This window comes from uncultured Fretibacterium sp., assembly GCF_963544685.1.
GTDB lineage: Bacteria > Synergistota > Synergistia > Synergistales > Aminobacteriaceae > CAJPSE01.
This window is the reverse complement of record NZ_CAUUGJ010000152.1, coordinates 1-4425: the sequence shown is the minus strand read 5'-3', so window position 1 is coordinate 4425 and position 4425 is coordinate 1. Positions and strand designations below refer to the sequence as shown.

4 protein-coding genes are annotated in these 4425 nt (G+C 64.6%); 2 read left to right on the top strand and 2 right to left on the bottom strand.

Annotation, left to right across the window (positions count from 1 at the left end; translation table 11 throughout):
- Positions 1-242 precede the first annotated feature (242 nt).
- On the bottom strand, positions 243-1553 hold the full coding sequence (locus ABLA28_RS10640; protein ID WP_347713645.1) for an MFS transporter: 1311 nt from the start codon (positions 1551-1553) through the stop codon (positions 243-245).
- Positions 1554-1694: 141 nt separating this feature from the next.
- Between ABLA28_RS10640 and cysS the strand changes: the two genes are divergently transcribed.
- Positions 1695-3143 carry a cysteine--tRNA ligase gene (gene cysS, locus ABLA28_RS10635; RefSeq protein WP_347713644.1) on the top strand — a complete coding sequence of 483 codons (1449 nt, stop codon included), beginning with the start codon at positions 1695-1697 and terminating at the stop codon, positions 3141-3143.
- Between the two features lie 109 nt (positions 3144-3252).
- Positions 3253-3675, top strand: a complete 423-nt coding sequence (locus ABLA28_RS10630; RefSeq protein WP_347713643.1) for a hypothetical protein — start codon at positions 3253-3255, stop codon at positions 3673-3675.
- On the opposite strand, the gene ABLA28_RS10625 is transcribed toward ABLA28_RS10630, so the two are convergent.
- A complete protein-coding gene (locus tag ABLA28_RS10625) occupies positions 3635-4192 on the bottom strand; it encodes a methylated-DNA--[protein]-cysteine S-methyltransferase (protein ID WP_347713642.1) in 558 nt (185 codons plus the stop codon). The genes ABLA28_RS10630 and ABLA28_RS10625 overlap by 41 nt on opposite strands.
- Between the last annotated feature and the right edge of the window lie 233 nt (positions 4193-4425).

The following is a 4425-nucleotide window of genomic DNA, read 5'->3' as shown; positions in this document are numbered from 1 at the left end:
CTTCTGCCCGCGGATGCTGTGTCGGTACGGCAAGCCGTAAACCTTCGGTCCGCTTATGTCGATAGCGCGGCACCGTTGCCGCGCCATCGGCGCAGGTAGGCGACGCGGGTGTCAGCGGATTGGCCTTGGCTCTCGTCGGGGCACTCCTGCTGAGGAGAAAAGTATAGCTTCGGAGTATACGCGGGACGGCCCCCTTTTCGGGGGCCGTCCCTTCGTCTCGAGAGGCATGGGCTGCGGGAGCTCTACCGCTCCCCGCCGCCGTACCGCCGCACGCCCCTGCGGATCAGGATTGCCGCCAAGACGGTCAGGACGGCCATGACCAGGAAAATCTGGGGGATCTCGAGCCCCGCGGTCAGCAGAAGGCCGGACCCCACGGCGGAGACGACCATGAACAGCGAGTCCGTGACGTTGGAGCAGGCGATGACCCCGGCCATGCGGTCCTCCGGCGTGAGGTACTGGATGGCCGCGTAGAGGGGGACGATGTAGAGCCCCCCGCAGAAGGAGATGGCGAAGAGGCAGGCCAGCACGGCCAGGTTCGCGGGCACGGCCAGGAAGGCGCCGACGCCGATCGCCGGGAGCCCCGGGGCCAGGGGCTCCCGATGGCTCACCAGCCAGAGCAGCGCGCTGGCGAGGGAGATGCCGACGGCCGCGGCGGGCACGTACCGCACCGAGACCTCGCCCTTCAGAATGGCGTTGCACGCCATCGAGCCCAGCCCGATGCCCATGGAGAAGACGGCCAGGAAGAGTGTCGCCACCTGCTCGTCCGCCCCGAGGACCAGCCGGGCGTAGGTGGGGAACTGCGCCAGGAAGGTCGCCCCGACCAGCCAGAACCAGGATATCCCGAGGACGGCACAGAAGACGTTGCGGTGAGGGTAGACGTCCGTGACGAGCGCGGCGGTCCTGCGGACGACGTCGGCGGATACCCGCCGGTGCGGGTCGATGGGCCGCGTCGGGGGGATGTAGAGGCTGGTCCACCAGCCGGCGGCCGCCACGGCCACGACCCCCGCCCCGACCCGGAGGAGCCCGCCGGGCGTGAGGATGAGGAGCCCGCCGAAGATGGTCCCCGTCAGGATGGCGAGATAGGTCCCGGTCTGGATGAGGCCGTTCCCCGCGATCAGCTCGTCCTCCTCCAGGTGCTGCGGCAGGATGCTGAACTTGGCGGGGCTGAAGAAGGTGGATTGTGCTCCCATCAGGAAGAGCACCGCAAGCAGCAGCCAGATGTTTTGCAGCTGGAACCCCACGGCGGCCATCCCCATGATGACGACCTCCGCGAACTTGACGAGGCGCATCAGATACGCGCGGTCGTAGCGGTCGGCCAGGTCGCTGGCGGGGGCCGAGAAGAGGAAGAAGGGAAGGATGAAGACCCCGGCCGCGACGTTCACCATGATGCGGGAGTCGAGCCCGGCGCCGTCGGCCAGGCGGAAGGTGATCAGCATCGCCAGGGCGCTCTTGAAGAAGTTGTCGTTGAAGGCCCCCAGGAACTGCGTCAGGAAAAGGGGCAGAAAACGGCGCGTGCGCAGGAGCGCGAACTGGTGCTTTCCGGACGCGGACAAAATTCATCTCTCCCAGCTGCGGGCCCGGGGGCCCAAAAATTTCTTGGAACGTGTACAATTATTATAAGCGACTCTTTCGGTCTTTTGATCTGCCGCCGACGTTCGCTTTTGATTTTGCTCTCAATCCGGAGGTGCATTGCCATGAGTCTGACGCTTTATAACGACCTGACGCGCAAAAAGGAGCCGTTCGTCCCCCTGACCCCGGGACGCGTCACCTTCTACAGCTGCGGCCCGACGGTCTACGACTTCTTTCACATCGGCAACGCGCGCCCTTTCATCGTCTTCGACGTCCTGCGCCGCTACTTGGAGCATCTGGGGTATGAGGTCACCTTCGTCCAGAACTTCACGGACATCGACGACAAGATGATCCAGCGCGCCCATTCCGAGGGCATCGAGGTCTCTGACCTCGCCGCGCGCTTCATCGGGGAATACTACAAGGACGCCGATGCGCTGGGGATCCGTCGGGCCGACGTGGCGCCGCTCGCCACGGAGCACATGCCGGAGATCATCGGGACGATCGAGAGGATCATCGAGAGGGGGCACGCCTACGTCTCGGAAGGGGACGTCTACTTCGACGTCCGGAGCTGGCCCGGCTACGGCAGGCTCTGCAAGCAGGGGCTGGACGAGCTGGAGGTCGGCGCGCGCGTGGAGGTGGGCGAGCGCAAGAGGGACCCGCTGGACTTCGCGCTCTGGAAGGCGCAGAAGCCGGGGGAGCCCGCCTGGGACAGCCCGTGGGGAAAGGGACGGCCCGGCTGGCACATCGAGTGCAGCGCCATGTCCTCGAAGTACCTGGGCACGACGATCGACATCCATTCGGGCGGGGTGGACCTGACTTTCCCCCACCACGAGAACGAAATAGCACAGAGCGAGGCCGCGTCCGGGGAGCCCTTCGTGCGGTTCTGGCTGCACAACGGTTTTCTGCTCATCGACAAGGAGAAGATGTCCAAGTCCCTGGGCAACTTCATGACGGCCCGCGCCGCCCGGCAGAAGTATCCGCCCCTGGCCATCCGCCTCTTCATGCTTGGCGCGCACTACCGGTCCCCCATCAACTTCGCGCCCGAGGGCCTGGAACAGGCCGAACGGGGCGTGACGCGCCTGAGGAACTGCCGGGCCGACCTGGCCTTCGCCCGCAGAACCCGAATGGGCGGGGAGCCCGGGGCCGGCTCGTTCCCGGCCGATTTTCTGGCGGAGCTGAAGAGGCTGGACGACGACTTTCACGCCGCGATGGACGACGACTTCAACACGGCGGCGGCGGTGGGGGTGCTCTTCGAGGTGGTCAAGGCGATCAACTCCGGGCTGAAGGAACACCCGTCCCTGCCGGCCGCCTTCTTCGACGCGGCGGAGGCCGAGCTGGCGAAGATCGACGGCATCCTGGGCGTGATCGGGCCCGAGGAGCTGCCGAAGGAGGAGGAATCGGCCGGAGAGGAGGCCCTCGGCGACGCGGAGGTCGAGCGGTTGATCGAGGAGCGCTGCGCCGCCCGCAAGGCGAAGGATTTCGCCCGGTCGGACGAGATCCGGGCCATGCTGGCGGAGCGTGGCGTCGTGCTGGAGGACACCCCGCAGGGGACGCGCTGGAAGCGGGAGATATAGCCTCTTACGCCGGACAGGTCTTGGGGTTTGCCCTGTTCCACATCTCCGAGGGCGCGGAACGCCCGTTCGAACCACGGGCGACGGAGGAACATGGAAGGGAGAATGATGGATGAGGAGCTGGCTGAGGAACCTGTTTCGACATGAGGTCGAATTTTTTCTTCTCTGTCTGTACAACATGTTGTCTGCAGGGAGCGAACTGTTGGGGCCAATGGCTTCTGGGAGTTCAAAAATTTTTCAGGTCGTCTTTATCTGCGTCACCCTTTTTTTCATGATTGAAGTGGTCTTTTTGGATAGTCTGTTCTGGAGCCGGGCGGCGTTTTTCCTCTCCGCCTTCTGTCTGGTCGGCGTGGGGATTTTTTCCCTGTTCTCGGCTGCATTCCTGGCCTCCGGAGGACTGCTGGGCAACGCCTTTGGCCTGTGGCTGCTGACCTCGAACGCGAGCGCTGTTGTGGGAGCCTTGGTGCTGATCGCCATCCCTTATCGGACGTGCCTCAGGCTGGAGGCGAAAAAAGAGAGGATGGGGTACAGATAGCCCCGGGGTTGACGGGCGCTCCTCGAACATTGCACCCCTCGATCTCCAGAAGCCGCTGCTTGACCTTGAGCCCTCCTCCGAACCCCACCAGCGTTCCGTCGGCCCCGACGACGCGGTGGCAGGGGACGAGGAGAGGCAGAGGGTTGCGGTGATTGGCCCCGCCCACAGCTCGGACGGCTTTGGGCCTGCCGATCCGGGCCGCAATCTCCGCGTAGGTTCGGGTCTCGCCGTAGGGGATGGTCCGAAGCGCATTCCAGACCAGGAGCTGAAAGTCCGTCCCCTCCAATCGTATCGGAACGTCGAAGTCCCTTCGTTCCCCCCGCAGATATTCGCCGATCTGCCGGGCCGCATCCGTCAACAGAGGGCTCCCGCCGCGCTCCGCCGGCTCGGAGGAGCGCGGGGAGCCCTCTTCGTTTCCGAAGCGGACAGCGACGAGGACCTCACCGTCCGCAATCAGGGTCAGGGGGCCGATGTCCGTCGTCAGAACATGAGAGAAATATCGCTTCCTGAAATCCATTCCTTTCACCGCCCTTCCGATGTCCGTTCGTGCCTCTCGCCCCGTACGGGCGAGAGGGGGCCGAAAAATCCGGGGCGCGCGATGCCTGCACAGTCTGTCGTCTCATTATAGCGCCGGTCCGGGGACTTTTTGCGACCTGCCGCACTTCCTTTTTTCTTGTCCGTTGTGAAACCTGCGTATTTCTACGACTTTCCCCCGTATATCCTTACGTTGTCCGTTGGAATGCCATACCC